Source organism: Hyphobacterium sp. SN044 (assembly GCF_021864465.1).
GTDB lineage: Bacteria > Pseudomonadota > Alphaproteobacteria > Caulobacterales > Maricaulaceae > Hyphobacterium.
Map to the genome: position 1 here is coordinate 19580 of NZ_JAKKUV010000011.1, position 26088 is coordinate 45667.

Genomic DNA, 26088 nt, shown 5'->3' on the forward strand with positions numbered 1-26088 from the left:
CCATGGACAGGATTTTCGAACGGTTATCCGACGGATTTACCGGCTTCGACTGGTGGCTGATCATGCTCTGGTCGATCGTCGCGGCCCTGATCATGCGCCGCTCGGGCCAGCTCGTCGGCGCGGTCACCTTCGCCTTTGTCATGGATATGATCTCGCCCTTCTTCTGGAGATGGGCGACGGGCAGCCCGGCCGACTTCGCCTTCGACCTGATGCTGGCGCGGCTTGATGATCGCGGCGGCCTCGTCGTGCTGGCGCGCATCGCGATCTATTTCGCGGTGATCTACGGGCTGTTCTTCCTGAAGAAGCGGAACTGGCGGTGATTACCGCAGCGCTCGTTGCGGTGTTGGTGCAGTCGACTGCGCCCGATTGCACGGTTGAGCCCGGTTATCCCGAGCACCTCACCGAACTGGCGGGCGCAAGGATTGTCAGCCGGGACCCTGAGGCCGTCCGCTATTCCATTGAACTCGCAACCGGGGAAATGATCACTCTCTCCGCTGGCGGCTGCCACCACGTCGCTTGGGAGGCGGAGGGCGTCGCCCCCGATCCGTCAGGCGTCGCGGAGCTGGGCATCCGGATGTCTCGACTGACGGGATGTCCGATTGCGGACGAGACGCCGCTCCGCCTGTACGTGCGCGATGATCTTCAGCAGCTTGGCTACGTCATACTCGATACGAGAAATCCGCTTATCTCCGAACGCAGCCTGACGGCTGCGACAAGCGACGGCCCGACACCGGTCCAGTATCGCTGCGTCATCACGCCCTAGAGCAAATTTGTCCCGGCCTAGTGCCGCGACCTACCGTGGGTGGATGGGCCGCGCCGAAGGTAGGCTCCGGAATCCCCGCCTTCGCGGGGACAGGTAAATCCGGGGCAGTCGTGATTGATTGAGACGATGATGTCATTCCGGCGCAAGCCGGAATCCAGAGTATCGGTCGTTCTGGATCCCGACTTTCGTCGGGATGACGATACAGCAAGCGAACCGACGCTCCCCGGTTTCGCGTAGCGAAGACCGGGGTCCAATCTGGATCCCGGACCGGCTTCGCCGTCCGGGAAACGTCAATCGAGATGTTGATGGGTTCTCCATGTAAATGGGGACCCGAATATCGCGCCAAGTTTCCGGTTCCCGACTTTCGTCGGGATGACGATACAGCAAGCGAACCGACGCTCCCCGGTTTCGCGTCAGCGAAGACCGGGGACCAGACTGGATCCCGGATCGGCTTCGCCGTCCGGGAAACGTCAAACACCATTCCTACTCCGCCGCGGCCATCTCGATGAAGTCGGTGGTCACCGGTTCGCCATCGATGGCGACCTGGGAGGCGAGCAGCGCTTCGGCCTCTTCCCAGGCCTCATCCGTGTCGGCCGCGCCGAAAGCGATGCGCATCGAGGCCGACAGCATCGGACCGTAGAGCAGCGTGCCCTCGGCATCGTCGGCGACGTGGAAGGTGTCGGCGGTGGCTTCGAGAGTGTCCCAGAAGGCCCGGACATGGGTCCAGTAGTCCGCCGTCGCGGCCCAGTATTCGTCGGCTGCGTCGTCGCGCGGCAGGTCGGTCCGGACATAGGTGTTCACGCCGACCTCGCGGACCAGCGGATGCTCGCCCGTCTCGTCGATCACGATCTTGGTGTTGTCCTGCTCATGCACCCAGCCCCAGGGCGTGATGACGTGGCGGTTCACCGCCTGAATGGCGTGATAGTCGCTGCGCGTCGTGTCGTCGCGGCGCGGCAGGGGACGGTTCGAGGCGTGCGGCTCCCAGGTGGAGATGCCGTTCTCATGAGTCCAGCGGGCGACCGCGGCATAGCGCGGGCTGTCATCGACCTGATAGACGCTCTGCGACCATGCGCCGGCAGCCTCCGCCTCGGTCAGGTCGATCATGTGCCAGTCGTCATGGCCGTCATAATCCATGATGCGGGCGGGTTCGTATTCCCAGTCCTGGCGCCAGTGCTTGATCACCATCGGGTTGTCTTCATCGTCGCCGACGAGGAGGAAGTGCTGCAGCGAGATGAAGTCGCCGCGATCCTCGATCACGCGGACCACTTCCCAGGCACCGGTCCGCTTCGGCTCGGCGAGCTCATAGCCCTCGCGCAGCGGCACGGTCTCGCGGAAATCGAAGGTCACGTCGTATTCGCCGGTCATGGCGAGGATGGCGTCGCGGTCGCGCTCGAACTCGGCCTCGGAATGCTGCGGCAGCGCATTCATCGTGCCGCTGCCCGCGCCGCCCGAGACATAGCCCTGCCCGGTCGCACACCCCGCCAGCAAAACCACCGACGCCGAAATCAGAAATACGCGCATGTGACGGCCCTCCATCAGCCCAGTCGTCCAGATGCCGGACCGCCTAGCACGACCCGAACTGCATTTTAATAACGATTCTCACTTGCAGTCGCAAATTGCAAGGGGGTATGGGTAGCCGACCGCAATTAAGAACGATTTGCAATCGGGGGACATCATGTATCACAATTCGACGCTCGCCGGAGGGGTGAGCCTTCTGGCCCTGATGATGGCCGGACCGGCCATGGCACAGACCACTGACGAGGAAACGGGCGTGGAAACGCCCGAAGTTCTGGTCATCACCGCGACGCGCACCGAAATCCCGGCCTTCGACTACCCCGGCATGGCCTCGGCGATCGACGCGGAGACGATCGAGCTGACGGCCCCGGCCTCGCTCGACGACCTGCTTCAGGAACTGCCGGGCGTGGAAGTCGCCGGCGGTCCGCGCCGCACCGGCCAGACACTGTCGATGCGGGGGCTCAGCCGCGAGAATGTCACCCTGTTGCTCGATGGCGCGCGGCAGAATTTCAACTCCGCCCATGACGGCGTCGTCTATGTCGACCCGATGATCCTGTCGGGCGTGGAAGCGGTGCGTGGCCCTGCCTCGGCGCTCTACGGTTCGGGTGCAGCGGGCGGTGTGATCGCTCTGCGCACGGCGGATCCCGATGACCTGCTCTCCGCCGGTGAAAACTTCGGCATGGGCGCGGCCGCCGGCCACCGGTCGGTCGATGGTGAGATTCGCGCAGGACTGACCGCCTATGGCCGCGGCGAGATGTTCGACGCGCTGGCCCATCTCACCCGCCGCGAGAGCGGCGACATCGCGCTCGGCAGCGGCAACGACCTGCCCGCCGATGACGAGAGCCTCGCCGGTCTGATCAAGCTCGGCGCCGACCTCGTGCCCGGCGTGCGCGGCGAGCTGAGCTGGCAGACTTTCCGCTCGGACGTGACCGAGCCGAACAATGGTCAGGGCAATGCCGGGGTCGGCGGGCTCAACCCGCTGGTCGAGAAGGACGTCACCAGCGACACGGTCCAGCTGAACGCCGACATCGCGCCGGCCGGCTCGTGGCTGGACCTGCAGATCGTGGCCTATACCGGCCAGCAGGGCGTTCATGAGCGCGAGACGGTCAGCGGGCGCATCATCGATCGCCAGCTCGACAGCCGGGGTCTGCGCGTCGACCAGCGCTTCGCATTCACGCTCGGCGGGTTCGATGCGGGACTGACGGTCGGGGGTGAAATGTATGAGGACGAGCAGACCGGCTTCGACAGCGACGATCCGACGGGTACGCGCGGCGGGGTGCCCGACGCGCAATCAACCTTCCAGGGTCTGTTCACGCAACTGGAGCTGACCGGCGCGGCGCCATTCGGCCTGCCGGGCGAGATCGTCCTGCTGCCTGGAATCCGGTGGGATTCGTTCGAAAGTGCGTCGGTCCTCGCAGCGGACAATTCCGACGATCAGGTGTCGGGCCGCTTCGGCGCGACCTATGCCCCGAACGACACCTTCCGGGTGTTCGCCAACTGGGCGCAGGCCTTCCGTGCGCCTTCGGTGAACGAACTCTATCTCGACGGGACGCACTTCTCCCTGCCCCACCCGGCGCTGGGCGCGCCGGTCTTCATCACCAACGAATTCGTCGCCAATCCGAATCTGCGCCCGGAATCGACCGAAACGGTCGAAGCCGGGTTCGGCCTGTCGCTGCGGGATTCGATCCGCCCGGGCGACCGGCTTGAGTTCAAGGCCTCCGTCTACGAGACCCAGGCCGAGGATCTGATCAATCTGTCGGTCAATTTCGCCTTCCCGGGCAGCTGTTTCGCGCCGCCCTTCCTGCCGTGTACTGCCGGCACGACGAATTCGGCGAATATCGCGGCGGCGACGCTGACGGGTTACGAGGCGCAGGCGCACTACACCTCCGGCGGGCTCGAACTGAGCGCGTCGCTGTCCGATGTCGATGGCGAGGATGATGCGACCGGCGCACCACTCGGGTCGCTGACGCCGATCCGGCTCTTCGTTGACGGGCGCTACACGTTTGACGCGCCGCGCCTGACTTTCGGGGCCCGCGCCGAGTTCGCCGGCGATTTCGACAAGACGAACGACCCGGCGCTTGAGCGCGAGGGCTATACCGTGGTCGACCTCTATGGCCGCTGGCGGCCATTCGTGGACCGCGGCCTCGCGGTTTCGGCGGGGGTCGATAACGTGTTCGATGAAGACTATTCGCGCACCGTCGCCGGCGCGAGCGAGGCAGGGCGCGGTTTCCGTGTCGATCTCAGCTGGTCGCAGAACTGGTAGCAGTCAATCTGCATCTGATCGGGGAGCGGCACGCATCTGGACCTTGAAAATTAACAAACAAAGGTCCTGACTGATGCTCTCCTCGATCCTTGCCGCCCTGCTCCTGACATCCGTCGAAACGCCCGCCAGCTTCCATTTCGGCGCCGGACAGGACGCGCATGACTTCAGCACGATGTGCTCCAGCCACACCGTGCGCGAACTCGACCCGGCGGAAATGCCGCTGGCGGCAACGAGCCACGTCCAGGTCGATTGTGAAGGCTTCGAATATTTCGGCGGGAGCCGGCTCGCGGAGTTCGTTTTCGCCGACGGCGCGCTCGTGCATGTGTGGGTGCTGGTCGAGGTCGATGAACTCGACGCGCTTCAGGGGGAGTTCGAAGCCTTGTACGGTGCGCCCGACCGGGAGGCCCCGGTTTTCGCCGCCTTCTTCGGTGCACGCGCAGCGGTTCGCCGCGACATACCGGAGGCCCTTTATTACGGCGAAGCCGCCGCACCGCTGTTCGAGGCCTTCTTCAGCCAGTAGGCGGCAATGCGTCCCCTCGCCCTTTCCCCGCCTTTGCGGGGACAGGCGTGACTCGCTGCGCGAGCACCTCAAGATGAAGGGATATGCTGGGGTCCCCGTGGAAACGGGGACCCGAAACCGGGTGCGAGTCTTCGGATCCCCGCGTTCGCGGGGACCCCATGAATTGAAATCGAAACGCCTAGTGCGCCCGCGCGGCGCGCATCTGGGCGATCTCGTCCAGCTCGGCCTGTTCGGCGGAGCGGACGGCGCTCTCGATGCGGGCGAGGCGGCGTTCTTCCAGAAGCTCGTACTTCTTCAGCTCCTGGAACGCCGTTTCCAGCCGGGAGCGGATCGCATCGGCCTGGCCCTCGACCTCGGCGAGCGACAGGCGGATGTTTTCCTTCCGCTTGATCACCGCCTGAGCGTAGCTGCCATAGGCCAGGAAGCCGTCCTTCGACTTGGCGGCTTCGGCCTGCTCCTCGGGCACGGAGGCCTCGAGGCGCGAAATCTGGTCATTCAGGGAAGCCCGCGCGCGGTCGATCTCGGCCATCTGCTTTTGCAGTTCCTCGACCTTGAAGCGTGCCAGCCGGATCAGCGGCTCGTGTGAGCGCGTCATGATTTACCTCCATCACCACCCAAAATCCCGGACAGGGCCGCGAAGGTTTCGGCGATGGGCGCCGCTTCGTCTTTCCCCTGTCCCAGGAAACGCTCCAACGGATCGTTGAGCGCAATCGCCCGGTCTGTCGCCGGGTTCGATCCGCGGGCATAGGCGCCCAGACGGATCAATTCTTCCATGTCGGCATAGTCCGACAACGCGGCGCGGGCGGTGCGGACAATCTCCGCCTCGCCTTCGCCGTAGACTTCCGGTGCGGTCCGGCTGATCGAGCGCAGCACATCGATGGCGGGGAAGCGCCCCCGTTCCGCGATGGCGCGGTTCATCACCACGTGACCGTCGAGAATGCCCCGGACCGCATCGGCGACAGGTTCGTTGTGGTCGTCGCCGTCAACGAGGACGGTGAACAGGCCGGTGATCGAGCCCTGCTTGCCGCCATCGGTGCGCTGCGGGCCGGGCCCGGCGCGTTCAAGCAGACGCGGCAGTTCGGCAAAGACTGACGGTGTGTAGCCGCGCGTGGTCGGCGGTTCGCCGGCGGCGAGGCCGATCTCGCGCTGCGCCAGCGCGACGCGGGTGACCGAGTCCATCAGGCAGAGCACATCCTTGCCCTGATCGCGGAAATATTCGGAGACCGTCATGGTCAGCTGCGCGGCCTGACGGCGCGCAAGCGCGGGGGCGTCGGAGGTCTCGGTGATGACGACCGCGCGGCGGCGGCCTTCCGGGCCGAGCACGTCCTCGACGAATTCACGGGCTTCACGGCCCCGTTCGCCGACCAGGCCGATGACGATGACGTCGGCATCGGAGCCGCGCGCCAGCATGGACATCAGCACCGACTTGCCGACGCCGGAGCCGGCGAAGATGCCGAGACGCTGGCCACGCCGCATCGGCACGAAGGCGTTGAGCGCGCGGACGCCGAGATCGAGGCGTTCGCCGAGGCGGGCGCGCTGGTGGGCGCAGGGCGGCTGGCCCTTGACCGGATAGGCGGACGCGCCTTCCGGCAGCGGGCCTTGACCGTCGAGCGGACGGCCGAAACTGTCGATCACCCGGCCGAGCCAGGCATTGCTGGGGCGCACCGTGGCCAGTTGCGGTTCGAGGCGAAGCTCGGCGCCCGGTCCGACACCGTCCATCGGCGCGAAGGGCATGAGGATGGCGGTCTCGCCGCGGAAGCCGACGACTTCGCATGGCGACCGGCCGCCCGGCGTGTCGAGCCAGGCGCGCGCGCCAAGGACGAAGCCGGACTTCGGCCCCTGGGCGGCGATCATGAGACCGTTAACCGACGTCACGCGCCCGGAGAGCACGCGCGGGTCCAACGCCTCGACCTGTTCGATCAGCCCTTGCATCACGGCCTTTCGCGCATCCTGCGCTCGTCATCCCGTTCGACGGGACAGAGGTCACGAAAGCGAAAGGTAACCGAACGCGGTTGCCGCCCCGTAAACGCGGGGGAGAAAACGCAGCCGTGCACAAGGGTTCACATTCGGGGCACAGGCCTTATGTTCCGCGGCCCGGACGGAGGGTGCGCATCTTCGACGCCGCATGTCCGGACTTCGCCGTGCGCGCCTGGCGCTCATGAAATGACAACCATCGCTGACGGGAGACAGCCATGCCCCCCGCCACCCTGGTCAATCGCGTCGCGGGATCACGTCCCCGCAAGAAGGCGCTGAGCCGGAAGAATATGGACAATGTGTATGCGCGGATCGCGGAAACGCGGTTCCGGCGCCATGTCGTCCACGATATCGAACGCTATCGCCGTTATCTCGAAGAGGGCGGCGCGGCCGTCTATTCGGAAGCCGAACTGGACGAACTGGTCGAGGCCGGCGTGTCAGACCGCCTGCCGCCGCGCGCAACGGGCTATTATCTGGAACTCGCCCGCAAGAGCGAGGCGGTGCGCAATCTGATCAAGGCGCGCCCGGAAGAGACCGAGGATTTGTCCGGCGAGGCCGACCCGTCGAACCAGCTGAAATACAGCCCGGTGCCGGGCCTTTTGCACAAATACGAGCTGGTCCTGCTCTATGTCGTGCGGGCCTGCTCGTCATGGTGCCGCTATTGCTACCGTTCCGACTTCCTGACCGGGAAGACGGAGAAGGACACCGCCTCGATCCACGAGATCGCGGATTATATCCGGGGCCACAACGCGAAGGCCGAGGCCGGCGAAACGGACAAGCCGCGCATCCGCGAGGCGCTCCTGTCAGGCGGCGACCCGATGGTGCTGTCGAACCGGAATCTGTTCGACTACATGAATGGTCTCGCCGAGGCGGGTGTCGAGGTCATCCGCATCGGGACGAAGGAGATGGCTTTCTACCCCAAGCGGTTCGACGCCAATTTCCTCGACATGCTGGACCTGTTCCACGAGCTGCACCCGGACGTGCTGGTCAGCTTCATGGTCCACTTCACCCACCCGGACGAATTCCTGGTGCCGGACGGCCAGGGCGGCTGGGAAAAGGGTGCGACGGGATACAGGCGCAATCCGCTAGTGCGGAAGGCGATCCGCGATCTGCGGTCCCGCCCCTTCGTGACGCTGGAAAACCAGACGCCCATCATCGACGGGGTGAATGACAGCGCCCACGCCCTGCGCGTGATGCAGCAGGAGCTGAAGAAGCTGGGCGTCAACAACCACTATTTCTTCCAGTGCCGCGAGATCGAGGGCCACCGCGCCTTCGCCCTGCCGGTGGAGACTGCCTGGGCGCTGCACAATGAGAGCCAGGCCAATCTGTCCGGCATCGAGCGGTCGCGCTTCGCGCTGTCGACCGAGGCGGGGAAGATGGAGATGGTCTCGGTGATCGAGGGCCATCCCTCCGCCCGCGCGCTCGGCGGGCCGCTCGGCGAGGCGCTCGCCGAGGGCCTCGTCGTCTTCCGCCTGCACCGCTCGCCCTACAATGACCGGCAGGGCGATATCGTCATCGCCCGGCGCAACCCGGACGCCCTCTGGATCACCGGCTATGAAGACCGGATCCTCTATGACGGACGCAAGGCAACGCCGGACGAGAAATTCGCCCCGCTTCTGTCGCTGATCGAGCCGTCGCGGATGGCGGCGGAATAGCGCCTAGAAGTCGAAGAGTTCCGACAGGAAGCTTTCGCGGCGCTTGTGCGGCCGGCGGCCATGATCGCGGTCGCCGCCCCAGGGGCCGCCGCGGCGATGATCGTCATCATCATCGTCGTCACGGTCTCGGCGGCGGCTTTCCACGGGAGCAGCCGACGCGGAGCGCTCGACGATCTTGTCGAGCTCGCCGCGATCGAGCCAGACGCCGCGGCATTTCGGGCAATAATCGATCTCGACGCCGGAGCGGTCGGCCATCACCAGGGTTTCACCATCGACCGGGCATTTCATCGCGGGGCTCCTTTGTCTCGCAACTTCGAAACCAGGAGATAGGGCGCGCCGCAAATTGCGTCAGGGGGATTGGCGGGGCCGCCGTCCCCCGGAAAACACACTCCGGGGGAAGAAAAATGCAGCTGTTGCAACCGGGACTCACCGGACTCGAAACCGACTCCGAAACAAAGGCTTAGCGAATCAGGAGAATCGAGCCTTGATGATTTCTGAGTCTCTCAGCACCCGGTTAACTTTCATTAAGGGTTTCCACCTAGCGTGCGAAGCAGGTTAACCATGGTGCCAGCCGCGCAACATACTGATTCGCGGGGGCAACAAGCGGGGCGGAGGCTTGATCCATGCGGGTTTTGCTCATTGAAGATGATCGGGCCACGGCCCAGTCGATCGACCTGATGCTGAAGTCGGAAGGCTTCAACGTCTACACGACCGATCTGGGTGAGGAAGGCATCGATCTCGGCAAACTCTACGACTACGACATCATCCTTCTGGACCTCAATCTGCCGGACATGCCCGGCTTTGACGTCCTGAAGACGCTGCGTGTGGCCAAGGTCGACACGCCGATCCTGATCCTCACCGGCAATGCCGATATCGACAACAAGGTCCGAGGTCTCGGCTATGGCGCCGACGACTACATGACCAAGCCCTTCCACAAGGACGAAATGGTGGCGCGCATCCACGCCATCGTGCGCCGGTCGAAGGGGCATTCGCAGTCGATCATCAAGACCGGCGAAGTCGCGGTGAACCTCGACGCCAAGACGGTCGAGGTCGACGGACAGCGCGTCCACCTGACGGGCAAGGAGTACCAGATGCTGGAGCTCCTCTCCCTCAGAAAGGGCACGACGCTGACCAAGGAAATGTTCCTGAACCACCTTTATGGCGGCATGGACGAGCCGGAGCTGAAGATCATCGACGTCTTCATCTGCAAGCTCCGCAAGAAGCTCGCCTCGGCCACCGGTGGCCAGCACTATATCGAGACGGTCTGGGGCCGCGGCTATGTGCTGCGCGATCCGGCCGAGCAGAAGAGCGTCGCCTGACGCCTCCCGCCTCGACCAATACTTCGAAGAAAGCCCGGGCCGCCCCCGGGCTTTTTTATTTCCGAGCGTTGGCAGAAACGGTGAGTATTGATTTCTCGACCGCCTCGGAAACATGGCGAAGGACCGCCGGATCGGTTCCCTCCCCGGCTTCAAGGCGTTTCACCGCGTCCGGGAGCGCGATGAATGCGTCGTCCGCGAGGCGTTCGACACGCCGCAACAGCAAGGTGGGGTTCAGTCCTAGCGATTGGGATACAGCCTCCCAATGCCGGTGGAAAATGCCCGACATCGGCCGCTTCGTTCCAGCAATGTTTTGCGCGAAATACCGGTTCACCTCTGGCCAGCACCGCGCGCACAATAGATCATATAGTGGCGCGAGAACCGGTGTGATCTGTCCCTGCCGGTCCGGCTTGAAAAGCACACTATAGTTCTTGGCGTGCGCATCGGTGTTCCCGATGAGAATGTTGAATACAAAACTGTCGACCAAGGCGAGCCGGTCGCGCGCCGGTAAATAGTTCGCGACAGAATAAAGGTCGCGCAAACCGGGACCGCCGCCGGTTGCGCACTCATATTTCTGCTGGGGCGGATAACCGAGAATCTGACCGAAGTCTTCCTGGTGGAGACGGCGGACCCGTTTGTCCGTCGCAGTTCGGTCATAGCGTTTGACCGCCAGGTATTTACGCTGGCCCGCGCGTCGTGTTTCGCAGGAAGCCGCGTTCAGTCCGACAGCGGCCGCGAGCGTGAGACAAAGCGCTTCATTTTCCACGATACCCGGCAGGCGCGAATTGTCGGGCTTCAGGATGTGTGTCGATGATGCACCGGCCAAGGGAATGGCCCAGCTTCCGTTGTCGAGCAAAGCGACCGGCAATTTGTCCTGCCCCCCCGTCAAGGACAGCGAGACACCTTCTTCACCAACAAGAAATGGACGGCGCGGAAGCTCATTCAATACGCGTTCGAGGTCGCGGGGTTCAATCTCTCTGAAGTCTTCAACGGCTTGAGCATGTGCCCCGAAGGACAAAGCGCCGGCGGTTTCTCCGCCAAGTTGCTGAATCAATCCGAAGACGTCGCCCGGTGAATGGCCGGTTTGCCGTGCGATCGTCGTCAGGTTCCTTTCTTCGGGAAGAAGATTGGCGAGCCATATCTCGATCTCGGCGCCCGATACAGGCTCGTCATTCAACGGAAACCGGAGAGAGAGTGGGAAGGCTCCAGGCGTTGACAGCCACTCGGCTTCGTATTCGAACGCGTGGCCCGCGTCCGGATCGATACTACCGATCTGGAGGGTTTCATAATACACGCCGATCATGCGCTGTCCTCCGTCTGTCAGCGCTAGCGGGTGGCCGGGGTTCGACGCGCCGATACAGTGATCGTTAGTCCCAGCGCCGCTGTGACGGCGAGCGCCGTCTCGAAGGAGACATTGCCGATAGCCCGCTCGAGGCGTGTGAGGGTGATCCGTCCGACGCCGGCAAGCAGGGCAAGTTCCTCTTGGGTCAGCCCTTCGCTTTTACGCGCAGATCGGATTGCAGCCGCAAGATCATCAACTGACCGGATATCCATGACCAACTCTTTGTATCATTCTTGATACAGTAACTCACGCGGTCGGGGATTACAACTGAATTGTATCGTGAATGATAAATTTTGACGGCGATGGTGCCCTATCGACCAATTTGTATCATAATTGATACAAATTCTAAGCCGCCAGTTCGGTCACGTCCGGGCGGGTGAGAACGCCCTTCTGTCCGCGGATGGCGCGAAAGGGCCCGGCGGCATAGGCCGCCTCCCCCTCACCCATCAGGAGGTAGCCGTCTTCGGCGCAGCGGGCCGAGAGGTTGGCGATCACGCGCTTGCGCGCTTCCGGCGTCAGCGCCGTCAGCACGTTACGGCACAAGATGATGTCGAACGTGCCGGCGTCTTCCGGCGGGGTCAGGAGATTGCCCTGTTCGAAGCGGACCATGGAGCGGAGCGCGGTCTTCAACCGCCAGTCCTTGCCGGACTGTTCGAAGTGCTTCACCAGGCGGTGGATCGACAGGCCGCGCTGGACGTCGAACTGGGAATAGGCGCCGGCGCGGGCGCGTTCGATGGCGCGGCGGGAAATGTCGGTGCCAACGATCTCGATTTCCAGATCGCCGATATGGCCCGTTTCCTCGGTCAGCATCATGGCGAGGGAATAGGCCTCCTGACCGGTTGAACATCCCGCCGACCAGATGCGGATCGGGTGACGCCGCCCGCGCGCGCGGGCGAGCACGGGCAGCATGTCGTTCAGGATCAGGTCGTACTGTTCGCGCTGGCGGAAGAACCAGGTGTCGCGCCCGGCAAGCGCCTCGACCGCGGCCCCGGTCAGCTTGGCATCCTTGCGGGTCTTCATCGCGCCAATGAGGGCGTTGACGTTGTCATAGCCCTCCGCCCGGGCGAGCGCCGACAGGCGGCTTTCGATCATCGCGCCCTGTTCGGGGCGGATGGCGAGACCGGCGATCCGGCCCGCCTCGCTGGCGATCGAGAGCACGTCTTCTGCGGTGACCATGCCTGTCCCCCTGCCGCGCCGCTAAAGCAGGCCGGCCTGTTCCAGTTTCGATTGCAGGATTTCGCTGTCGAAGGGCTTCATGATGTATTCGTCGGCCCCGGCGCGCAGCGCTTCGGTGATCTTCTGCATGTCGTTTTCGGTGGTGCAGAAGACGACGACGGGATTGTCCCCGCCCGGCTCCCGCCTCAGCGCGGCCATGAAGTCCATGCCGTTCATCACCGGCATGTTCCAGTCGAGCAGGATGGCGTCCGGCATTCGGGCGCGGCACTTGTCGAGCGCTGCGGCGCCGTCACCGGCTTCGTCGCAATCGAACTGGAGGCCCTCCAGGATCCGCCGCGCCACCTTCCGGATCACACGCGAGTCATCCACGACCAGACAGGTCTTCATCGTCCGTCTCCGTCCGGGCGCGTTGATGCGCCCGCCCGAAGATCAGACTGGAACCGTTTTGGTTAACGGGGGGTTGGCAGACGCCCTAAGCCGCTGCCTGCGCCGGGTTGGACACCAGGGCGACGAACTCGACCCGGTCCTCGCCGGACGTGGCCGAGGCCCGTCCGCCGGCCCCGCGTGCGATCAGGCCCGCATAGAAGGGCTGGATCGAGCGGCCGTCGAAACCGTCTTCCGGCTTCTGGCCTTCGAGCGCCGCGGCGTGTTTCGGATCGATCTTGGCTTTCATGCCCTCGGCGAGGACGCGCAGACGGGCCCCGCCGCCGCTTTCCGTCGCCTCGACCGTCACCGTGCCGCCGCGCGGAGCGGCCTCGATACCGAGAATGCAGAGATTGAGCAGGAGGCGCGCGGCGGATTTCTCCAGCGACGGCGCGGCGACCTTCCACACGAGTTCCGGCTTGACCGTGTTGAACAGTCCCGCGGCGAGACGTTTCAGTTCGAGACTGTCGATCATGCCGGGCGCAGAGCCGCCCGCGCCGAAGGCGAGCCGGGCGAATTCGAGCTTCGCCTGGGCCTGTTTGGCGCTTTCGCGGACCAGTTCCAGCGCGTCCTCGCGCATGTCCGCCGCATCCTCGTCATCGAGCACGGACAGGGCCGCACCGAGCGCGGCGACCGGGCTGACCAGGTCGTGGCAGAGCCTTGCGCACAACAGCGCGGCAAGGTTCTCGGGAGACAGTTCGGCGGCCGAAATTTCGGCGGATTGTTCGGTCATCATGTGCGTATCGATACCTGATTCCTGCGTCCGGGTGTGTTAATAAGTCCGCCGCAGGGGAGGCATACGCCTGCTGCGGGTAAGCACTTGGCAAGGATATTCCGTCAGGTCATTGTTCAGCTCGCGAGGCACGAGAGACGGGGTTTTGACCGCGCCCGGCGCGGTTCTTGCTCAAAACGAGTAGTTCAACAGCGTTAGCCATCCCTTAAGGGGACGACTATGTCCGGATTCGACGTTCATTCCGCCGATACCGCCCGACGCCACGGGCTTGCCATCGGTGCCAGCCTGATCCTTTCCGTGGTGCTGCTGGCCGGTCTCCTGATCAGCCGCTTCAGCGAAGGCAATGCCGCAGAACCGGCGCGCGACGAGTTCGCACCCTCGCTTTCCGTACTGGCCGCGGACACCGCCACGGCCGAGTCCGAAGCCTTCACCCATTCCGTGTTCAACGAGAACGCCGTGTTCGCGGGGGGCTGTGTCGCCTGTCCGGCCGAGCGCCAGGCGATCACGGTCACGGTGCCGAGTGGCGGCACGCTGGCCGGTGTGCTGAACGCAGCGGGCGCGCCCAGCAATGACGTGAACCGCGCCGTCTACGCGCTCGACCCGGTCTATTCCGTGCGCCATCTGCGCGCGGGCCAGGAAATGACCGTCTATCTGGAAACCCCGGCGCTGCGCCAGATTTCCGCGGGCACCGAGGACGGCACCCGCCTCGCCGGCTTCTCCTTCCGCCCGGAGAGCGACCGCACCATCACCGTGGCGCGCCAGGCCGATGGCGGCTTCCGCGCCCGCGAACTGGTCGCCTCGCTCGAGCGCGAAATCGTCCGCGCCCAGGGCACGATCAATTCCAGCCTCTATGTCGACGCGCTCGCCGCCGGCGCCACCGACCGCATCGTGGTCGAACTGGCCGGCGTGCTTGGCTATGCCATCGACTTCCAGCGTTCGATCCAGCCCGGCGACCAGTTCGACGTGGTGTTCGAGCGCTTCGTGTCGTCCTCCGGCGACGTCGTCCGCACCGGCGATATCGTCTATGTCGAGTTCGCCGGCCGGGGCGAACCGCTGGAATACTTCCTCTACGATCCGGGTGACGGGCCGGGCTATTACAATGGCGACGGCGAAAGCGCCGAGCGCTTCCTGATGGCCACCCCGATCAACGGTGCCCGCCTGTCCTCGCATTTCGGCATGCGCCGCCACCCGGTGCTCGGCTACAACCGCATGCACCGCGGGACGGACTTCGCCGCGCCGCGCGGCACGCCGATCTACGCCGCCGGCAATGGCGTCGTGATCCGCGCCAACCGCTTCGGCTCGTTCGGCAATTACGTCCGGATCCGCCACTCGAACGGCTATGAAACCGCCTATGCGCACCTCAATGGTTTCGCCAGCGGCATCCAGGCCGGCACGCGGGTGCGTCAGGGCCAGACGATCGGCTATGTCGGCACGACCGGCCGTTCCACCGGGCCGCACCTGCACTATGAAGTGCTGCTGAACGGCAACCAGGTGAACCCGATGTCGCTCGACCTGCCGACCGGCCGGACGCTGGAAGCGGGTGAATTGCCGGCCTTCCAGGCCGAGCGCGACCGGATCATCGCGATCCGCGACGGGGCCAGTGATGCGGCCGCCACCTCGCGCATTCCTGCCGCCCGCCTCGTTGCCCAGGGCGAGACGACGCACGGCGCGCAATAGCGCTCGGCATCTGTGAGTTGAAACGGCCGGAGCAATGCTCCGGCCGTTTTGTTTTGCGGTGTCTCGCCCTCCCCCTTGAGGGGAGGGCCGGGAGGCTGAGCGTCAGCCAGCCGACCGGGGTGGGGGGTGCCTTGTTTGCGGGTTCACCCCACCCCGCTCCCCTTCAAGAGGAGGGAAAACAGATATCAGTCCCGCATGTCGTCGCGGAGCTCGACATATTGCCGCTCCCGGCTGACCGCGTCACCGGGATGAAAGTAGAGCGGACAGAAAGCGCGCGCCTTGACGGCCGCGGAACACGCACCTACATGCCGCGCCTCGGGTTTCGAAGGCACCTGCCGCTCGCTCGGTGAATACCGCTGGTGAAGTCTTCGCGTACGCGTCCCTGTTTCGGTTTCCTTCCGGAGACATCCCGAAACGAAGGCAATGCGAGCCCCTTTGTCTCAGCGCGGATGTCCGTGGAAAGAGACTGACATGATGACGAAGACTTCTCCCCTTCCCTCACTCGAGGCCCTGAAGGCGCAGGCGCGCAATCTGCGTGGCTCGCTCGAGCGCGAAGGTAATTTCATCAAGCATGGCGAGGCGCTGGAATTCATCGCCGCGCAATACGGCTATCGCGACTGGAACACGCTGCACGCGGCCGTCGGCAATGCGCCGCGCGGCGAACTGGCGGTCGGGTCGAAGGTCAGCGGGGCCTATCTGGGCCAGCCCTTCACCGGCACGATCCTGTCATTGACCGCGCTCGGCGGCGGGACGCATTTCCGCGTCGCGCTCGATCTCGACGCGGCGGTGGACGTGGTGCGGTTCGACAGCTTCTCGGCCTTCCGCAAGCGGATCAATGGCACGGTCGACAAGCGTGGGATATCCCATGCCCATACATCCGACGGAACGCCGCATCTCGTGATCGAGGTCGCGGGGTAGCTTGTCTCCTCGTCGTTCGAGGCTCCCCCGGATTCGATCCGGGGGAGCACCTCAGGATGAGGAGATAGATAGTTGACCCTCATGCTGAGGTGCCCCGAAGGGGCCTCGAAGCACGAGGGTACTCCGCTACTGCAACGTCACGTCCGCAGGAGGCGGGGCGGCGGAGATGCCACGGCCGGCGACCTTGTGACCATTGATCACAAGGTGGCCGTTCTCGGCGCTGACCTTCACCGCATCGCCATCCTTCAGCTCACCGTTGAGGATCAGCCTTGCGAGCGGATCCTGGACCTCTTTCTGGATGACGCGCTTCAGCGGCCGCGCCCCATAGGCCGGATCGTATCCCTTGGCGGCAATCCAGTCGCGGGCCTTTTCGTCGAGCTCGATCGTCATGCGGCGATCGGCGAGCAGCGCGGCGAGGCGTTTCATCTGGATGTCGACGATGGCGCCCATATGCTCCTTCGCCAGCTTCCGGAACAGGATGACCTCGTCGATCCGGTTCAGGAATTCGGGCCGGAAATGCGCCCGTACCGCGTTCATCACGTCACCGCGCGCGGCTTCGACATCGTCGGCGGCCTGCAGGAATTCCGCGCCGAGATTGGACGTCATGATCAGGAGCGTGTTGCGGAAGTCGACCGTGCGGCCCTGACCATCGGTCAGGCGGCCGTCATCGAGCACCTGCAGGAGCGTGTTGAACACGTCCGGGTGCGCCTTCTCGATCTCGTCGAACAGGATGACCTGGTAGGGCCGGCGGCGCACCGCCTCGGTCAGCGCCCCGCCCTCTTCATAGCCGACATAGCCCGGCGGTGCGCCGATCATGCGGCTGACCGAGTGCTTCTCCATGTATTCCGACATATCGAGACGCGTCACCGCCTGCTCGTCGTCGAACAGAAAGGCGGCGAGCGTCTTGGTCAATTCCGTCTTGCCCACGCCCGTCGGGCCGAGGAAGAGGAAGGAGCCGATCGGACGGGCGGGATCCTTCAGACCCGCGCGCGCCCGGCGGACGGCGTCGGACACGGCTTCGAGCGCCTCGTCCTGACCCACCACACGATTGCGCAGCGCGTTTTCCATCGCCAGCAGCTTGTCGCGCTCGCCTTCGAGCATTTTCTCGACCGGCACACCGGTCCAGCGCGAGACGATCGAGGCGATCTGCTCGGCGTCGACGACCTCGTTGACCAGGGCACCGTCCGCATCGTGCTTTTCGGTCTCGGCCACCTTGGCCTCAAGCGCGGGGATCCGGCCGTACTTGATCTCGGACGCGCGGCCGAGATCGCCGCGGCGTTCCGCGTCGGCCAGTTCCGCACGAAGGCGGTCGAGCTGCTCCTTCACTTCCGTGGAGGAGGCGAGCTTTTCCTTCTCGGCGCGCCATTCGGCAGTCAGGTCGTCGGACTTCGCCTGCAGCTCGGCCAGTTCGCCAGACAGGGTTTCAAGACGGGTCTTGGACCCTTCGTCCTTTTCCTTCTTCAGCGCTTCGGCCTCGATCTTCAGCTGGATGATCCGGCGGTCGATCTCGTCGAGTTCCTCGGGCTTGGAATCGACCTGCATGCGAAGACGCGAAGCGGCCTCGTCCATCAGGTCGATCGCCTTGTCCGGCAGGAAGCGGTCGGTGATGTAGCGGTTGGAGAGGTTCGCCGCGGCCACAATGGCGCTGTCGGCGATGCGCACGCCGTGGTGCACCTCGTACTTGTCCTTCAGGCCGCGGAGGATCGAGACCGTGTCCTCCACGGTCGGCTCCTCGACGAAGACCGGCTGGAAACGGCGGGCAAGCGCGGCGTCCTTCTCGACATGCTTGCGGTATTCATCGAGCGTCGTCGCACCGACGCAGTGCAGTTCGCCGCGCGCCAGGGCCGGCTTCAACAGGTTGGACGCGTCCATCGCGCCATCCGTCTTCCCGGCGCCGACCAGGGTGTGCATCTCGTCGATGAAGAGGATGATGCGGCCATTGGCGTTCTCGACCTCATTGAGAACCGCCTTCAGGCGTTCCTCGAACTCGCCGCGGTATTTCGCGCCGGCGATGAGCGAGCCCATGTCGAGGGCGAGCAGTTGCTTGTCCTCGAGGCTTTCCGGCACATCGCCATTGACGATGCGCAGGGCGAGGCCTTCGACGATGGCCGTCTTGCCGACGCCCGGCTCGCCGATCAGCACCGGATTGTTCTTGGTCCGGCGGGAGAGGACCTGGATGGTGCGGCGGATTTCCTCGTCGCGCCCGATGACCGGGTCGAGCTTGCCCTCGCGCGCGGCCTCGGTCAGGTCGCGGGCGTATTTCTTCAGGGCTTCATAGGTGTCTTCGGCCGACTGGCTGTCGGCGGTGCGGCCTGCGCGCATGTTGTCCGTTGCCTGGTTGAGGGATTGCGGGGTGACGCCGGCCTTCTTCAGCGCCTCGGCGGCCTTTGTGCCGACCTCGAGCGCGAGGCCCAGAAGGATGCGCTCGGCGGTGACGAACTGGTCGCCGGCCTTCCTCGCGGCCTCTTCGGCAGACGCGAAAACCTTGGCGGTTTCCGCCGCGAGGTAGAGCTTGCCCCCGCCGCCCTCGACCTTCGGCAGGGCATTCAGCGCGGCGTCAGCCTGCGCAGCGGCGATGTCGGGCTTGCCTCCCGCGGCGGCGATCAGGTTGCGCGCCAGCCCGCCCTCGTCGTCGATGAGGGCTTTCAGGAGATGTTCGGGGGTGAATTGCTGGTGGCCGGCCTTCAGGGCCAGTCCCTGCGCGGCCTGAATGATCTGGCGCGCGCGATCGGTGTAAGTCTCGAAATCCATAGCGGACGTATCTCCCGGAAACGGCAAGAAACGGTGAAGGCCGCCGCCCCATACGGGCACGGACGACCTCCGGTCACGCTGGATTTAGGTGTGACTTATGGGCCACACAAGGGGCAGGCCCTGGGAAATCAGGCGGCTTCGTCAGCCGAGGGCTTGCGGCCGTCGGCTGCATCGCTCGCGGCATCAAGCGCGGCCTGCGCCTCGTCGCTCGCGGCCTTCTTCGGCGGACGGCCCCGGCGCTTGGGACGCGGCTGTTCCTCGCCCGAATCCTGATTGCCGGACGCCGACTGCTCGGCTTCGGGATCGACGACTTTCAGCGGGTCATGGCCCTCGTCGCGATTGCGCGGGCGGCGGGAGCGGCGCGGACGGGAATCGCCATCATCGCCCTCGTCGTCATTGCCGCCACGATTGTCCTCGCGATTGTCGTCGCGGTAGAGGCGATTGTTGCGCACGCCGCGGTCACCGCGATTGTCGCGATCCCCCCGGTTGTCGCGGTTGCCGCGATTGTCGGGGTTGTTGTCGTTGTCATCGCGATCGTCATCATCGTCGCGATGGCGGCCGCGTTGGTCGTGCTGGTAGCCGCCGTTATTGCCGCTTTGGCGATCGTCGTCGCTGTCGTCGCGATTATTCCGCTGCGGCTGGTTCAGCTGCATGATGCGGAAATAGTGCTCGGCGTGCTGCAGCAGGTTCTCCGCACGCACCCGATCGCCGGACGACGCCGCGTCCCGGGCCAGCTGGGAGTATTTCTCGTAGATTGTCGCGGGGTTGCCGCGGATCTTCACCTCCGGACCGTTGCTCTCGTAAGAACGATTCGGATTGCCTCCGCCGGACTTGCCCCGGCCGCGACCACGTTGACGCTTCATGCCTGCCTGACCTCGTCGATTAGGCTGTCTGTTCCTGGCAAGGTTCCGCGCACTAATCGCGCTGAAACCGGTACGCCGGTAATGTGACGGTTCTTTCGGATTGCAAGGGCCGGATCAATCGCAGGTCGGTGCTCTATCCGGCCGCGACAGTCCCCCGTCTGGCGCGTACCGCCTGCTCGGTTCAATACCTAGACTGCATTGCGCGGGGCTGACAAGCGCTTTTATCCGTTCCTTCACTTGGGTTTCAGTGCCGAAACCACGCGGTCATTTCCGCCCAGATCGCGGCGGATCGCCATACCGGTGAAGCCGGCCTCGCCCGCGAGCGCGCTGACCGAAGCCGCCTGATCGAAGCCGATCTCGACCGCCATGGGCGCGCCAGGCTTCAGGATCCGGAAAAGTTCAGGCAGCAGGACGCGGTAGGCATCGAGCCCGTCTTCGCCGCCGTCCAGGGCCAGCGCGGGGTCATGGTCCCGCACTTCGGGCTCCAGCCCGGCAATGACCGCGGTCGCGATATAGGGCGGGTTGGACACGGCAAGATCGAAGTCACCGCCCCTCAGACCATCCACCCAGCTTGTCTGACGGAAGCTTGAGCGGCCATCGAGCCCGTTTCGCACTGCATTGCGTTCGGCGATCGTCAACGCCGCCGGGCTGACATCGGTGCCGATCCCGTAGGCGTTCGGGCGCTCCTTCAGGATGGCCAGCAGGACCGCGCCTGATCCCGTGCCGACATCGAGGACGCGCTGGATCCCGGAGGCCGAGGGCATCAGGTCGAGCGCAGTCTCGACCAGCGTTTCGGTATCGGTGCGCGGGATCAGCACGTCCGGCGAGACTTCGAGGTCGAGCGTCCAGAAGGGCTGATTACCGAGAATGTGCGCCAGCGGCTCTCGCGCCAGACGGCGCGCTGCCATCGCCTCCAGGCGGTCGGCCTCGTCAGTGGTGAATTCCCGGTGCCCCTCGGCGATCAGGCTGGCGCCTTCAAGACCGGTGGCGGCGGCCAGGAGGTATTTCGCCTCGATCGCGGCGTCGGCGATCCCGGCGGTCTCGAGCCGCGCGGCGAGGTCGCGCCGGGCCTCGTTCAGCGACGTCATGCGATCGCCGCATCGCCGACCGCGACGCGGCCGCCGCGCGTGACGCGGGCATAGAGGCCGCAATCACGGTGGCCGTAGAGCCGCATCAATTCCGGGACGGTGTCGATATCACGCGCCGCGGTGTGCGGGTTCACGTGGGTCGCCGTACAGCGCTCGATCGGCTTGATGCCGGTCAGGACGGTCTCGCCGATCCGGATCTCGCGTTCCGCCATGTCCAGTTCTGACCAGGCCGGCCAGTCCTCGACCATGATATTGCCGCGGAAACGCGCCGGGTCGACCGGACGGCCGAGCTTCGCTTCGAGATCGCGCAGGCTTTCCAGATTGATGATCGAGACGAAGCCGGAGCGGGAATCCATGAAGCGGTGCGCATCCGGCGCGGCGAGGACTTTCAGGGGGCCGGACACGGCATCGCCGAGTACCCCCTTCAGCCAGATAGCGAACATCTGCTGGCCGGCCTCGCCCTCCAGATCGGCGGTGATCTCGCCGAAATCGGGATGCCAGGCGATCAGTTCGCCGGTGTCGTCGTCATAGCGCGTGCGGACCGCGGCGACTTCCGGCAGGCGGGCGAGCACGGTGAAGCGCATCTTGGAGATATGCTGCGGGTCGGCGGGGTCGAAGCCGGAAGGGCCATCCTCCACCGCGAACATGCGGTCCCCCGGGAAGTGCGCATCTGCAGTCAGGGTCGCGGCATCGAGCGGTTCCGGCGTGAAGCCCTTGACCGGATGGCGGGCGAGCGCGGCGACCCGCCCGGTCATGCCTCCTCCAGCGCGGCGAGGCGCGCGGCCTCGTCCTCCGCGATCAGGGCGGAGACGATGTCGTCGAGCGCTTCGCCCGACAGCACGGCGTCCAGCTTCTGCAGGGTCAGGCCGATACGATGATCGGTGACGCGGCTCTGCGGGAAATTGTAGGTGCGGATTTTCTCCGAGCGGTCGCCGGAACCGACCTGGCCCTTGCGGGCGGCGGCGCGGGCGGCGTCCTTTTCGGAGCGTTCCTTCTCGTAGAGGCGCGCCTTCAGCACCTGCATCGCCTTGGCGCGGTTCTGGTGCTGCGACTTCTCCGCCGAGACAACGACAATGCCGGTCGGCAAGTGGGTGATGCGGACCGCGGATTCGGTCTTGTTCACGTGCTGGCCGCCGGCGCCGGAGGCGCGCATCGTGTCGATGCGGATGTCCTCGTCCTTGACGTCGATATCGACTTCTTCCGGTTCGGGCAGGATCGCGACGGTCGCCGCCGAGGTATGGATGCGCCCGCTGGCTTCGGTGGCGGGCACGCGCTGGACCCGGTGGACGCCGGATTCGAACTTCATGCGGCCGAACACGCCATTGCCGGACACCGAGGCGATCACTTCCTTGAAGCCGCCGGCATCGCCTTCGCTCTCGGAAATGACCTCGAAACTCCAGCCCTGCTTTTCGGCATAGCGCTTGTACATGGCGAAGAGGTCGCCCGCGAACAGCGCGGCCTCGTCACCGCCCGTGCCAGCGCGGATTTCAAGGACGGCGTCGGCGGCGTCATCCTTGTCCTTCGGCAGCAGCATGCGGGCCATTTCGGCCTCAAGCTGCGGCAGGCGCTTCTTCAGCGCATAGAATTCCTCTTCGGCGAGCGCGGCCATTTCCGCGTCGTCGCCGTCCATCATCGCTTCGAGATCGTCGAGCTCGGCGCGCGCCTCGTGCAGGGCGATCGCCTTCTCGGCGACGGGCTTCAGCTCGGCATGTTCCTTCGACAGGCGGACGATCTCGTCGGGGTCGCCGGCCGCGCCGAGGCGGGCCTCGACTTCCTCGAAGCGGTCAATGACCTGGCGGAGACGGGTTTCGGGTGCGTGCATGCGCGGGTTGATAGCGGGAAATGCGCGGCAACGGAATGTGCTTACTTCAGCGACTCGCCAGCCGCGACAGGCTTGCTAAACTGCGCCTTGGGGGAGAGGGGGACGAAACGATGCTGCGCGCCTTGATGGCCTTGGCCGTGACACTGGTGACCGCGACGCTGATCGTCGGGTGGCTGGAGTTCACGCGCGAGCCCGAGGTCGAGATCGTCGAATTCACCCCGCCGACCGAGGAAGAGAAGGAAGCCGACGCGTTCGAAGGCCCAGTCTTCTTCGAGGACGAGCGGCTGGCGCGTGCGGCCCGTTGCACGGTCAATGACATGGCGCTGTCGGACGGGCTCTCCAACGAATGGTGGGCCCGGTTCAACGCCATGGACAGTGACGCGGCCCTGGTCGCGCAGATCGAAGCCGAGGCCGAGGCGGGCAGTGTCGAAGCGATGGAACTCATCGCCTTCCATCTCGCCCAGGGCGGCGAAAGCGAGGCGCACCGGGCGCGCGGCTGGATGATGCGCGCCGCGGAAGCCGGCAGCGTCGCTGCGATCAACGAGATCGGCTACAGCTACACCCATGGCTCGCTCGGAAACGAGCGCGACGTCGAGGCGGGCGCCGAATGGCTGATCCGCGCCATGGAGGCGGGCGACCCGCTGGCCGCGAGCAATCTGGCGAACCTCTATGCCGAGGGCGAGATCGATCCGCCGGACGGCATGGATGCGCAGGCGGCCTCGCTGGAGGCGCACCTCGTGTCGGCGGCCGGATGCTATCCGCCCAGTCTCGAAGTGATCTCCGACCGGCTGAAACGCGGCCGCGGCGTGCCGCGCAACCTCGAAGCCGCCGGCTGGATCGACCGCAATCTGCGCATCTACCGGAACTAGCCCGCGAAGATTTGGAGCGCCGTGATCAGCCACAGGACGAACAGCACGATCGATCCGAGGGTGAAGATCGCGAAGCGCACCGGGACGAAATTGATCGTCGCCTGCATCAGCGAGTGCGCCACCCGGATCGCGGCATAGGCCCAGGCCAGCGCGAGTGCCGCCATGTCCGCCCCGCCCGTCACCGCAATGACGAGGCAGACCGCGTAGAACAGCACCGGTTGTTCGTGCAGGTGATTGTAGTTGTCGGCGATCTGCTTGACCGAAACGGGCAACGGATCGAGGTCGGATTTCTGCTTCAGCCTGGCGGCGTTGATCTTCGCCGCCTGCATCGCCGGAATCCGCGTGGCGTACATCCAGAGCCACATCACAAAGGTCCAGCCGACGAGCGCCATGACCGGCGCGAGTATCGTGTTCATGTCCTCTTCCCTCCCGAGGCTTGTCACGCGCGCATGCTGGTCCGCGCGCGCGCCGCGGGGAAGGGAGATTCTTGAATGGCCGAGTTTCTGACGCTCTCCTCGCCCCTCTTGTTTCTCCCCCCGCTTGCGGGGGGAGTGCCCCGGATGCTGTCCGGGGCGAGGGGGGAGGGGGGGGGGGGGGGGGGCGGGGGCGGGGGCCCAACTTCCCCCTCCACCACTTCGTGGTCCCCCTCCCCCGTAAACGGGGGAGGAAAACATAAGTAAACGCTCTAGGTCTGCCGCAGCTTGATGTGAACCCCGGTGGCGGGGGGCTCATAGCCCGCGAAGGCGTCGAGCAGGGCTTCGGGCGTATCGCCGACATGCAGCATGGAGCGCGTGCCCTGGCCGACGAATCCGGTGTCGGTCATCCGGTCGAGAAACTCTATCAAACCGTCGAAATAGCCCGCGGCATTCATCAGCCCGACCGGCTTTCTGTGCTGGCCCAGCTGGGCCCAGGTCCAGATCTCGAACAGCTCCTCCATCGTGCCGATCCCGCCCGGCAGGGCGATGAAGGCGTCGGAGAGCTGTTCCATCATCGCCTTGCGTTCATGCATCGAGGAGACGATGCGCATGTCGGTCACGCCGGAATGGGCGACTTCCTTGATGGCGAGGAATTCCGGGATGATGCCGGTCACGCGTCCGCCCGCCTCCAGGCAGGCATCGGCCACCAGACCCATCAGCCCGACCGCGCCGCCGCCATAGACGAGGGTCAGCTCCCGTTCGGCGAGCGCCAGCCCCATCGCCTTGGCGGCACGGGCGAAGTCGGCGTGATTGCCCGGGCTGGAGCCACAATAGATGCAGACGGATTTCATGCGTTCTTCCCTGCGTAGTCCGCCATCGCCGCGAAGGCCGCGGCGACCCGGTTCGGGTCGGCGGCCATGACGCGTTCGCCCACGGTGATTTCGGCGGAGCGGATATCGTCCGCCTCATAGCCCCAGAAACGGTTGGCGATCCAGACGCCGCTTTCGCGCGCGGCATGGTCGCGGGCGGCCTGCGCCATCGCGCCGGTCATCGGCATGCGGACGTGGAACATGGCGGTGCGCGGCGGGGCGGGTTCGATCTCGAAACCGGAGGCTTCGGCGATCTTCGCGGACAGGAGATTCGCCCGCGCGACATAGGCCGGCATCCGCCCCAGGCGTTCGGGCAGCAGCCGCAGCGCATCGGCCATCATCGGCCAGCCGCGAATGAGGAGACCGCCGAGCCGTTCGCGCCAGATCTTCGCCTGCTCGATGAATTCTTCGGATCCGCAGAGCGCTGCTCCGCCCAGCGCGCCGATATCCTTGTAGAAGGAGACATAGACGCTGTCGGCTACCCCGCCGATATCGGCCAGTGACTTGCCCGGATACGCCTCGGTGCAGGTCCACAGCCGGGCGCCGTCGACATGCAGGCGGGCGCCGCGCGCATGGGCCGCATCCCGCAAGGCGAGGAGCTCGTCCCACTCCGGCAGGGCACCACCGGAATGGCGCGCCGGAAGCTCGATGAAGACGGCGGCCGGGCCGGCTTCCGCGCGGCGCACATCAGCGGCGCAGACGACGCGGCGCCACTCACCGGTGAGCTCGGCCTTCAGATGGTGCGCCTCGCGATAGCCGTGGCGCTCGTGCAGTTCGAGATGCGAGGACGGGTGCAGCAACAGCGTGTCGCGCTCGGTCTCCGCGGCATGAATGAGCGCGGCGACGCCCTGGGCCATCGTACCGGTGGGAAACCAGAGCGCAGCGGGCTGGCCGGTCAGGCTGGCGACATGTCGTTCCAACTCCTCGGCCAGCGGACCGCCGAGATAGGTGTCATCGCCCCAGCCGCGCTGTTCGATGTAGTCGGCAATGGCACGCAGCCGGCCGGCGGGTTTCGAGTCGCCGTCATGAGGAAAGCCGAGCGTAACGTCGCAGCCGGCCCGCAATTCGTCGGTTTCGCTCATGGGGGTATCCGCCCTCGCCTGTTCCCGGTCCCGCGACTCGCGCACCGCGCTAT

General features: G+C 65.4%; 26 protein-coding genes. 9 read left to right on the forward strand and 17 right to left on the reverse strand.

All coding sequences use genetic code 11. The annotated features are described in order from the left end of the window. The first annotated feature begins 2 nt into the window (after positions 1–2). Positions 3–320 carry a hypothetical protein gene (locus L5876_RS12945; protein WP_236956778.1) on the forward strand — a complete coding sequence of 106 codons (318 nt, stop codon included), beginning with the start codon at positions 3–5 and terminating at the stop codon, positions 318–320. Next, positions 317–763: a hypothetical protein gene (locus L5876_RS12950; protein WP_236956779.1), complete on the forward strand. Its 447-nt coding sequence runs from the start codon at positions 317–319 to the stop codon at positions 761–763. Before L5876_RS12945 ends, L5876_RS12950 begins: the two co-directional genes overlap by 4 nt. Positions 764–1246: 483 nt before the next feature. On the opposite strand, the gene L5876_RS12955 is transcribed toward L5876_RS12950, so the two are convergent. After that, a complete protein-coding gene (locus tag L5876_RS12955) occupies positions 1247–2284 on the reverse strand; it encodes a DUF6607 family protein (RefSeq protein WP_236956780.1) in 1038 nt (345 codons plus the stop codon). Between the two features lie 154 nt (positions 2285–2438). Between L5876_RS12955 and L5876_RS12960 the strand changes: the two genes are divergently transcribed. Beyond that, a complete protein-coding gene (locus tag L5876_RS12960) occupies positions 2439–4541 on the forward strand; it encodes a TonB-dependent receptor domain-containing protein (RefSeq protein WP_236956781.1) in 2103 nt (700 codons plus the stop codon). Between the two features lie 73 nt (positions 4542–4614). Then, positions 4615–5061, forward strand: a complete 447-nt coding sequence (locus L5876_RS12965) for a hypothetical protein (RefSeq protein ID WP_236956782.1) — start codon at positions 4615–4617, stop codon at positions 5059–5061. 178 nt (positions 5062–5239) lie between these two features. Here the strand turns inward: L5876_RS12965 and fliJ are convergent, their stop codons facing one another. Both fliJ and fliI read right to left on the reverse strand, forming a co-directional pair. Continuing rightward, entirely contained in the window at positions 5240–5656 is a 417-nt protein-coding gene (gene fliJ / locus L5876_RS12970; RefSeq protein WP_236956783.1) for a flagellar export protein FliJ, read from the reverse strand. Then, a complete protein-coding gene (gene fliI, locus L5876_RS12975; RefSeq protein ID WP_236956784.1) occupies positions 5653–6993 on the reverse strand; it encodes a flagellar protein export ATPase FliI in 1341 nt (446 codons plus the stop codon). The genes fliJ and fliI overlap by 4 nt, the downstream gene beginning before the upstream one ends. 260 nt (positions 6994–7253) lie before the next feature. Between fliI and L5876_RS12980 the strand changes: the two genes are divergently transcribed. Then, on the forward strand, positions 7254–8690 hold the full coding sequence (locus L5876_RS12980) for a KamA family radical SAM protein (protein WP_236956785.1): 1437 nt from the start codon (positions 7254–7256) through the stop codon (positions 8688–8690). A gap of 3 nt (positions 8691–8693) precedes the next feature. Here L5876_RS12980 and L5876_RS12985 read toward each other — a convergent pair whose 3' ends face one another. Continuing rightward, positions 8694–8978 carry a zf-TFIIB domain-containing protein gene (locus L5876_RS12985; protein WP_236956786.1) on the reverse strand — a complete coding sequence of 95 codons (285 nt, stop codon included), beginning with the start codon at positions 8976–8978 and terminating at the stop codon, positions 8694–8696. A 335-nt stretch (positions 8979–9313) separates the two neighbouring features. Between L5876_RS12985 and ctrA the strand changes: the two genes are divergently transcribed. Continuing rightward, positions 9314–10009 (forward strand): response regulator transcription factor CtrA, encoded by a 696-nt coding sequence (gene ctrA, locus L5876_RS12990; protein ID WP_039711022.1) that lies wholly within the window; start codon positions 9314–9316, stop codon positions 10007–10009. Between the two features lie 55 nt (positions 10010–10064). Here ctrA and L5876_RS12995 read toward each other — a convergent pair whose 3' ends face one another. The 5 genes from L5876_RS12995 to chpT all read right to left on the reverse strand — a co-directional run bounded on the left by L5876_RS12995 (position 10065) and on the right by chpT (position 13683). After that, the gene (locus L5876_RS12995; RefSeq protein WP_236956787.1) at positions 10065–11309 is read right to left on the reverse strand and encodes a type II toxin-antitoxin system HipA family toxin; all 1245 of its coding nucleotides are present in this window, start codon (positions 11307–11309) and stop codon (positions 10065–10067) included. A gap of 23 nt (positions 11310–11332) precedes the next feature. Next, positions 11333–11560, reverse strand: a complete 228-nt coding sequence (locus tag L5876_RS13000) for a helix-turn-helix transcriptional regulator (protein ID WP_236956788.1) — start codon at positions 11558–11560, stop codon at positions 11333–11335. Between the two features lie 133 nt (positions 11561–11693). After that, the gene (locus L5876_RS13005) at positions 11694–12524 is read right to left on the reverse strand and encodes a protein-glutamate O-methyltransferase CheR (RefSeq protein ID WP_236956789.1); all 831 of its coding nucleotides are present in this window, start codon (positions 12522–12524) and stop codon (positions 11694–11696) included. A gap of 21 nt (positions 12525–12545) precedes the next feature. Continuing rightward, positions 12546–12911, reverse strand: coding sequence for a response regulator (locus L5876_RS13010; RefSeq protein WP_039711024.1), 366 nt, complete (start codon positions 12909–12911; stop codon positions 12546–12548). An 85-nt stretch (positions 12912–12996) separates the two neighbouring features. Next, on the reverse strand, positions 12997–13683 hold the full coding sequence (gene chpT / locus L5876_RS13015) for a histidine phosphotransferase ChpT (RefSeq protein WP_236956790.1): 687 nt from the start codon (positions 13681–13683) through the stop codon (positions 12997–12999). Between the two features lie 216 nt (positions 13684–13899). Here chpT and L5876_RS13020 point away from each other — a divergent pair, with 216 nt between their 5' ends. Together L5876_RS13020 and L5876_RS13025 are read left to right on the forward strand one after the other, a co-directional pair. Next, positions 13900–15357: a peptidoglycan DD-metalloendopeptidase family protein gene (locus L5876_RS13020; protein WP_236956791.1), complete on the forward strand. Its 1458-nt coding sequence runs from the start codon at positions 13900–13902 to the stop codon at positions 15355–15357. A gap of 474 nt (positions 15358–15831) precedes the next feature. After that, positions 15832–16275 (forward strand): glyoxalase superfamily protein, encoded by a 444-nt coding sequence (locus tag L5876_RS13025; RefSeq protein ID WP_369281042.1) that lies wholly within the window; start codon positions 15832–15834, stop codon positions 16273–16275. 126 nt (positions 16276–16401) lie between these two features. Here the strand turns inward: L5876_RS13025 and clpB are convergent, their stop codons facing one another. From clpB to prfA, 5 genes are all read right to left on the reverse strand, one after another. After that, positions 16402–19026, reverse strand: coding sequence for an ATP-dependent chaperone ClpB (gene clpB, locus L5876_RS13030; RefSeq protein WP_236956793.1), 2625 nt, complete (start codon positions 19024–19026; stop codon positions 16402–16404). A gap of 128 nt (positions 19027–19154) precedes the next feature. Further along, entirely contained in the window at positions 19155–19889 is a 735-nt protein-coding gene (locus tag L5876_RS13035) for a DUF4167 domain-containing protein (protein ID WP_236956794.1), read from the reverse strand. 233 nt (positions 19890–20122) lie between these two features. Further along, complete coding sequence (gene prmC / locus L5876_RS13040; RefSeq protein WP_236956795.1) at positions 20123–20977, reverse strand: peptide chain release factor N(5)-glutamine methyltransferase; 855 nt, start codon at positions 20975–20977, stop codon at positions 20123–20125. After that, positions 20974–21732, reverse strand: coding sequence for an MOSC domain-containing protein (locus tag L5876_RS13045; RefSeq protein WP_236956796.1), 759 nt, complete (start codon positions 21730–21732; stop codon positions 20974–20976). The genes prmC and L5876_RS13045 overlap by 4 nt, the downstream gene beginning before the upstream one ends. Then, the gene (prfA, locus tag L5876_RS13050) at positions 21729–22799 is read right to left on the reverse strand and encodes a peptide chain release factor 1 (protein WP_236956797.1); all 1071 of its coding nucleotides are present in this window, start codon (positions 22797–22799) and stop codon (positions 21729–21731) included. The genes L5876_RS13045 and prfA overlap by 4 nt, the downstream gene beginning before the upstream one ends. A gap of 110 nt (positions 22800–22909) precedes the next feature. On the opposite strand from prfA, the gene L5876_RS13055 reads away from it, so the two are divergent. Beyond that, positions 22910–23668, forward strand: a complete 759-nt coding sequence (locus tag L5876_RS13055) for a tetratricopeptide repeat protein (protein ID WP_236956798.1) — start codon at positions 22910–22912, stop codon at positions 23666–23668. On the opposite strand, the gene L5876_RS13060 is transcribed toward L5876_RS13055, so the two are convergent. The 3 genes from L5876_RS13060 to L5876_RS13070 all read right to left on the reverse strand — a co-directional run bounded on the left by L5876_RS13060 (position 23665) and on the right by L5876_RS13070 (position 26035). After that, on the reverse strand, positions 23665–24084 hold the full coding sequence (locus L5876_RS13060; RefSeq protein WP_236956799.1) for an MAPEG family protein: 420 nt from the start codon (positions 24082–24084) through the stop codon (positions 23665–23667). The genes L5876_RS13055 and L5876_RS13060 overlap by 4 nt on opposite strands. A gap of 269 nt (positions 24085–24353) precedes the next feature. Beyond that, positions 24354–24935, reverse strand: coding sequence for a TIGR00730 family Rossman fold protein (locus L5876_RS13065; protein WP_236956800.1), 582 nt, complete (start codon positions 24933–24935; stop codon positions 24354–24356). Then, complete coding sequence (locus tag L5876_RS13070; RefSeq protein ID WP_236956801.1) at positions 24932–26035, reverse strand: low specificity L-threonine aldolase; 1104 nt, start codon at positions 26033–26035, stop codon at positions 24932–24934. The genes L5876_RS13065 and L5876_RS13070 overlap by 4 nt, the downstream gene beginning before the upstream one ends. Positions 26036–26088 lie beyond the last annotated feature (53 nt).

Excerpts from the sequence above, each read along its gene's own strand:
- L5876_RS12945 (WP_236956778.1), top strand. The coding sequence starts at position 3 with ATGGACAGGATTTTCGAACGGTTATCCGACGGATTTACCGGCTTCGAC.
- L5876_RS12955 (WP_236956780.1), bottom strand. The coding sequence starts at position 2,284 with ATGCGCGTATTTCTGATTTCGGCGTCGGTGGTTTTGCTGGCGGGGTGT.
- L5876_RS12960 (WP_236956781.1), top strand. The coding sequence starts at position 2,439 with ATGTATCACAATTCGACGCTCGCCGGAGGGGTGAGCCTTCTGGCCCTG.
- L5876_RS12965 (WP_236956782.1), top strand. The coding sequence starts at position 4,615 with ATGCTCTCCTCGATCCTTGCCGCCCTGCTCCTGACATCCGTCGAAACG.
- fliJ (WP_236956783.1), bottom strand. The coding sequence starts at position 5,656 with ATGACGCGCTCACACGAGCCGCTGATCCGGCTGGCACGCTTCAAGGTC.
- fliI (WP_236956784.1), bottom strand. The coding sequence starts at position 6,993 with ATGCAAGGGCTGATCGAACAGGTCGAGGCGTTGGACCCGCGCGTGCTC.
- L5876_RS12980 (WP_236956785.1), top strand. The coding sequence starts at position 7,254 with ATGCCCCCCGCCACCCTGGTCAATCGCGTCGCGGGATCACGTCCCCGC.
- L5876_RS12985 (WP_236956786.1), bottom strand. The coding sequence starts at position 8,978 with ATGAAATGCCCGGTCGATGGTGAAACCCTGGTGATGGCCGACCGCTCC.
- ctrA (WP_039711022.1), top strand. The coding sequence starts at position 9,314 with ATGCGGGTTTTGCTCATTGAAGATGATCGGGCCACGGCCCAGTCGATC.
- L5876_RS12995 (WP_236956787.1), bottom strand. The coding sequence starts at position 11,309 with ATGATCGGCGTGTATTATGAAACCCTCCAGATCGGTAGTATCGATCCG.
- L5876_RS13000 (WP_236956788.1), bottom strand. The coding sequence starts at position 11,560 with ATGGATATCCGGTCAGTTGATGATCTTGCGGCTGCAATCCGATCTGCG.
- L5876_RS13005 (WP_236956789.1), bottom strand. The coding sequence starts at position 12,524 with ATGGTCACCGCAGAAGACGTGCTCTCGATCGCCAGCGAGGCGGGCCGG.
- L5876_RS13010 (WP_039711024.1), bottom strand. The coding sequence starts at position 12,911 with ATGAAGACCTGTCTGGTCGTGGATGACTCGCGTGTGATCCGGAAGGTG.
- chpT (WP_236956790.1), bottom strand. The coding sequence starts at position 13,683 with ATGATGACCGAACAATCCGCCGAAATTTCGGCCGCCGAACTGTCTCCC.
- L5876_RS13020 (WP_236956791.1), top strand. The coding sequence starts at position 13,900 with ATGTCCGGATTCGACGTTCATTCCGCCGATACCGCCCGACGCCACGGG.
- L5876_RS13025 (WP_369281042.1), top strand. The coding sequence starts at position 15,832 with ATGACGAAGACTTCTCCCCTTCCCTCACTCGAGGCCCTGAAGGCGCAG.
- clpB (WP_236956793.1), bottom strand. The coding sequence starts at position 19,026 with ATGGATTTCGAGACTTACACCGATCGCGCGCGCCAGATCATTCAGGCC.
- L5876_RS13035 (WP_236956794.1), bottom strand. The coding sequence starts at position 19,889 with ATGAAGCGTCAACGTGGTCGCGGCCGGGGCAAGTCCGGCGGAGGCAAT.
- prmC (WP_236956795.1), bottom strand. The coding sequence starts at position 20,977 with ATGACGTCGCTGAACGAGGCCCGGCGCGACCTCGCCGCGCGGCTCGAG.
- L5876_RS13045 (WP_236956796.1), bottom strand. The coding sequence starts at position 21,732 with ATGACCGGGCGGGTCGCCGCGCTCGCCCGCCATCCGGTCAAGGGCTTC.
- prfA (WP_236956797.1), bottom strand. The coding sequence starts at position 22,799 with ATGCACGCACCCGAAACCCGTCTCCGCCAGGTCATTGACCGCTTCGAG.
- L5876_RS13055 (WP_236956798.1), top strand. The coding sequence starts at position 22,910 with ATGCTGCGCGCCTTGATGGCCTTGGCCGTGACACTGGTGACCGCGACG.
- L5876_RS13060 (WP_236956799.1), bottom strand. The coding sequence starts at position 24,084 with ATGAACACGATACTCGCGCCGGTCATGGCGCTCGTCGGCTGGACCTTT.
- L5876_RS13065 (WP_236956800.1), bottom strand. The coding sequence starts at position 24,935 with ATGAAATCCGTCTGCATCTATTGTGGCTCCAGCCCGGGCAATCACGCC.
- L5876_RS13070 (WP_236956801.1), bottom strand. The coding sequence starts at position 26,035 with ATGAGCGAAACCGACGAATTGCGGGCCGGCTGCGACGTTACGCTCGGC.